This is a genomic window from Nitrososphaerota archaeon, assembly GCA_011605775.1.
Taxonomy (GTDB): Archaea; Thermoproteota; Nitrososphaeria; order Nitrososphaerales; family JAAOZN01; genus JAAOZN01.
This window is the reverse complement of the sequence record JAAOZN010000066.1, coordinates 1-4,846: the sequence shown is the minus strand read 5'-3', so window position 1 is coordinate 4,846 and position 4,846 is coordinate 1. Positions and strand designations below refer to the sequence as shown.

General features: G+C 45.1%; 7 protein-coding genes. All 7 read left to right on the top strand.

Annotated elements, in window-relative coordinates; translation table 11 throughout:
* The first annotated feature begins 26 nt into the window (after positions 1–26).
* The gene (locus HA494_05985) at positions 27–338 is read left to right on the top strand and encodes a hypothetical protein (protein ID NHV97320.1); all 312 of its coding nucleotides are present in this window, start codon (positions 27–29) and stop codon (positions 336–338) included.
* Positions 339–344: 6 nt separating this feature from the next.
* Positions 345–824, top strand: a complete 480-nt coding sequence (locus HA494_05980; GenBank protein NHV97319.1) for an Hsp20 family protein — start codon at positions 345–347, stop codon at positions 822–824.
* 26 nt (positions 825–850) lie between these two features.
* Complete coding sequence (locus HA494_05975; protein ID NHV97318.1) at positions 851–2,068, top strand: hypothetical protein; 1,218 nt, start codon at positions 851–853, stop codon at positions 2,066–2,068.
* Positions 2,065–2,400 carry a hypothetical protein gene (locus HA494_05970; GenBank protein NHV97317.1) on the top strand — a complete coding sequence of 112 codons (336 nt, stop codon included), beginning with the start codon at positions 2,065–2,067 and terminating at the stop codon, positions 2,398–2,400. The genes HA494_05975 and HA494_05970 overlap by 4 nt, the downstream gene beginning before the upstream one ends.
* Positions 2,401–2,642: 242 nt before the next feature.
* Entirely contained in the window at positions 2,643–3,242 is a 600-nt protein-coding gene (locus HA494_05965) for a sulfurtransferase (GenBank protein ID NHV97316.1), read from the top strand.
* A 226-nt stretch (positions 3,243–3,468) separates the two neighbouring features.
* Complete coding sequence (gene pncA / locus HA494_05960; protein NHV97315.1) at positions 3,469–4,047, top strand: bifunctional nicotinamidase/pyrazinamidase; 579 nt, start codon at positions 3,469–3,471, stop codon at positions 4,045–4,047.
* A gap of 160 nt (positions 4,048–4,207) precedes the next feature.
* Positions 4,208–4,765, top strand: coding sequence for a hypothetical protein (locus HA494_05955; protein NHV97314.1), 558 nt, complete (start codon positions 4,208–4,210; stop codon positions 4,763–4,765).
* Positions 4,766–4,846 lie beyond the last annotated feature (81 nt).

The window sequence follows — 4,846 nt, the reverse complement described above, 5'->3', positions numbered from 1 at the left end:
ACATGATACCAGTCTAAACAGCAGGGGTGGGCGGGGTTGTTACTGAGCTGGGTGTAGTCGCAGCCATAGGTGCGGCGTTTACAGGAGAATACTATGTGGGGTTAGGAAGCAATGTTTACGAAGCCTACCGGAGCTTCTTAACTAGGGTAGCAAATGTTACGACAACCACAGCACCACCATCTGAGCTGACTCTACAAGATCTCATCCAGCAAGCTAATAAGCTCCTACAATCTTATTTAGAAGCTTGGTCCAAGGGTAGATATGAGGAGGCCGGTAGGAGCCTAGAGGCCTTCCTAGAGATGTGGAGGATGATCGTTGAAAGAAGCGGGGGAGGTTAGCCGCAGATGAGCGTAAGAAGGGGAGAAGGGTACAGAGATGAGGCTCTTAAACTATCTACTATAACCCTAGCCCTAGTTGCTATCGCCCTAGTTCTCCTCGCCACCATTAGGCTACAGAGGGGCATGATTGGTTTCATACTTGCAGGATTAGCTATAGCGCTTGTCATCTACTGGCTAAAGGAGCTCTACACAGCAGCCAAGAAAGAGATGACACCAAGTGTCGCTAAGCATAAAAAATGGTTCTACGACATAATAGATGAAAAAGAGAGCATAACAATAGTCGCAGAAGTCCCAGGACCAGAGGAGATGGTTAAGGCGGAAGTCGTAGGCAGAACGGTAAAGATCTATGGTGGCCAAGAGTTCGCAAAAGAAGTCAAACTACCTAAAGATTGCGAGCTCGTTGAGTCAAGCTACACAAACGGGGTGCTGAGTGTGAAGCTCCGAAAGAAGCCGAACACCAAAGCCAGCGAACCTAAGAGTTCTTAGAAGGATCGGTATTGCAGAGCAGATCGATGAAAGTATCTCTCAAAGACACATTACTTGTAAAAGGTCCAGCAACCATAAGGCTCCAAGATGGTGAAGCCGAAGCCTTAGGTATACCACTCTCCTACGAGGAGCCCCTGGTTGTGCGTAGGAATAAGATTCTCCCGATCGAACCCATAACCCAACCAGCCTATATTTCGGCAACATTTGGACCAAACGGCGGCATCGTCCAGAAGCAGATTAAGGGTGGTACAAAGATGTGGGCGAAGGCTAAAGATCTGATCACACCTCTCAAGGTTAGAAGGCTAATGGTGGTTGGCGCATCAGACTCCGGCAAGTCAACTCTCACAACATACCTGCTGAACCTCGCGCTCGCCAAAGGGATCAAAGTAGGTGTGGTTGACGCAGATATCGGCCAAAGCGATCTAGCGCCACCAGGCTGTGTAGGCGGGGCTATAATAGATAGGCAATTGATTGATCTTCGGGATGTGAGGGGGGATGTGCTAGAGTTTGTTGGGTCTACTTCGCCTATGGGTATTGAAGAGGTCGTCATAACTGCTATTAGGAGAGCCGCAGAGCGAATATGTAACCAGAAACCAGACCTTTTGCTGATAAACACAGACGGCTATGTGGACGGCGAGGGTGTTGAATACAAGGTTAGGCTCTGTGAATCTCTTTCACCAGACCTCATACTCTACATAGTAACAGAGCCTCAAAGCAGACTCAAAGAACGGTTGATTAACAGGTTTGGTGCGGAGAAGGTTCTTACGCTTGAAGGTGTGGAGGGTGTTGAGAAGAGCCCAAGCGAAAGGGCAGAAAGAAGAATGAGCCAATTCCACCGCTACCTTAAGCACGGTAAAGTTATTCGCCGCAAGATAAGTGAATGCAATATCATCTTGCTAGGTAGAGAATATGCCCTAGGTCCTGGGCTTGAACCTGGTGTAGGCAAGCTGGAGATATCGGATATAACCGATCCGACGATCCTTTTATCAGAAAGAAAGCTTGTTTTGTCGAGGGGAGCGCTTGGAGGCATGTTCGTAGGTTTAGGTGGCGAAGTGATCGAAGGCTTCGGCTGCGCGATGCGGTGTGACGAAGGCGATACTCTGGAGATCTGGACACCTCTTAACACATTTCAGAGAATTCAACTAAGCCTCATAAGGCTGAATGAGAAGTTAAGAGACGAGCGCATATCGTTTAGACACCTAAACCTATATACAGAACCGCTTAACAAAGGAGACGTGTGTTGATAGAAGAAGAGTTTACGGTCGCCTCCAGACCCTTCAGACTAAGGCTCCTAAGATACACGAATGGATGCGTACTATCGCTCTCAGAGGGGGGCGAAGATCGCCTAGGCGGGCTCTACCTCACACTAAAGCAAGAGAAAACCCTAACCTCCACAACAATAATACCAGATAGATACGGTGGAGTCTTCTTAGAAATCCTAGGGCGCAGTGTAGCAAACCACATAAGCGGCATACTGATCACAACATTATACTTGAAAAGCAAACTAACTTCAGAAGAAGCGTCAGAGATCCTAAACAAACTTAACACTATATTATCAACAGCGACAAAATCCTAAAGAATATTAGATAAATCTTGACCCTAACCTAACTTATGTATGTTTGATCAAGTGCCCAATTGTTAGAACTCATTGATGAGTCTCATGTTCCTTAAAGCCAACCTTAACAACAAAGAAGTAACAATAGTAGCTACGGGAAGCGATGAGTCGCGCTACGAGCAAGATGCATTCCTAACTCAATATTTATAGGATACTCTGATCTAATAGATGAAAATGCAAGGGTCCCAGGCTTAGTGTTAGGTGTGGAAGCCTTCGAATTCTTAATGAGCAGATACGGTATTCCAAACAATTCGAGAATAGTATTCTACGATTACCGATCTGGGTTATATGCAGCGAGAGCATATTGGACCTTTTTCTATTACGGTGAAACTAATCTTCTTTTACTAAACGCTGGTATCGAAAGTTGGTTGTCACAGAATTTCCCTCTGACAACCTCTACAACGGTAAAACCCCCAACTAATTACAAATTAAGGTCGATTAACCACCAAATTTTGGCTACGTTAACAGATGTAAAGAACCATCTAAACGACCCCAAGTATGTAATTATAGATTGCAGATCTAAAGCTGAATATCTTGACGGACATATTCCGGGCGCAATAAATATCGAGTGGTCCCTCACGCTGAGCCCAGAAGGATTGTTTAAAGATCAAAAACAATTAAAGGAACTATTCACGCAAAACGGCGTGACACCTGACAAGAACATAATTACCTACTGCACAATGGGTGTAAGAGGCGCTCATACATGGTTTGTGCTCCACGAGATTCTTAAATACCCCAACGTTAGGCTCTATGACGGCTCTTGGGTAGAGTGGGTAGCAACTGGTCAACCAATAGAAAAATGATTTTACACATCTTAATTGCACAGGTATGATTAAATCTTAAGATCGAAACCAAAACACGTTCTCGCCTTCTTTTCTCGAAATTAAAACGCATGAACAGACTCATCGGTAAAGATTGTTGTAGACGCCGAAGGGGGCAAGTTCATCATTAACGCCGCAGGCAGCATTTCTCTCCTCTCTCCGCATCAGTTAAACCTATAAGATTTCAATAGCATATTATATGGTGAGTATGGTTAAGGTGGGCAAGCAAGCTGCTCTAATAGTGGTTGATGTGCAGAACGACTTCTGTTCAGGAGGGGCTCTACCTGTACCTGAAGGAGACAAGGTTGTGCCTGTACTTAACCGCTATATCGAGTTCTTTAGAACTGTTGGTGCCACGATCTTCTTTACACGGGATTGGCACCCTGTGGACCATATCTCCTTTAAGACCCAAGGAGGCACTTGGCCGCCACACTGCATTCAAAACACTTGGGGTGCTGAGTTCCACCCTGCACTCAAAGTTGGTGAAAGAGATTTCATTGTCTCAAAGGGCTTTGAAAGGTCTAGAGAAGCGTATTCTGGCTTTCAGGGGACGGATCTTGATGAGCGGTTGAAGCGCCTCAATATTAAGGAGCTCTTTGTCGGAGGGCTTGCCACAGACTACTGTGTCAAGAACACGGTCTTAGATGGTCTAAAAAGAGGGTATAGGGTGTACTTGCTTGAGGATGCTGTGCGTGGTGTAGATGTGAATGAGGGCGACAGCCTTCGAGCGATTGAGGAGATGGTAAAGGCTGGTGCTGTGAAGATCTCCTTCAAAGACTTAGAGTGAAATTCGGTTTTCGCCCATTTGCTCAAGGATGTTGTTGTATGCGCGTAGCAATAATTTATGTAATGAAAACAGAGGTTGCCAAGAGCGGCACTCTTAGGATCTTCTCCCTACCCGTGCTTCTATCAGATGGTCAGAGCACACAGTTATCGCCGCAATTATGATGAATAATAACTTAACTAGCCTTGTGCGACCAGCTTACCCGCTTAAAATCTACTTTTCATCCAGCAACATGAGAGTAGGTGAAGTAAGTGAAGCGGTTCTGACTGATAAAGAATACGCCTACGCTAGCTTTACCAGTTTAACGGTTGGGTGCACAAACATTACAGCCCTAGCAGACGATTTTAACGCATCACAAACAACTATTTCTGTTGTTGAAGAACCTAAATTCAAACTGGATTTATGCGTGCGTCCGTCTCTTATACCTGTAGATTCGCCTTACAAGCCTATTATTGTTATAGAAGCGCAGAATGAATACGGTGAACCGATACTCGCTCCATCGGATGTAAAAGCGTATCTTTTCTCATCAAATACTAGGGTTGGCAAGGTAGAAGCGGCTGTCTTCATCAATCAGTCTCAATATTATGCTCTATCTTCTTTTTACATTCCACCTACTACAAAAAAAGCTATAAAGAAGGAATTACGCAGATCACAGCACATGCAGAGGGGCTACAATAATCCCTTAAGACCCTATCTCTCGTTCTACTTGAACCAGAAGTAAAAATGTACGCCACCCCTCTTAAGATCTACACGTATGATCATCTAACTATTTACATCAAAGCTCAATTTGAGGGACAACCCC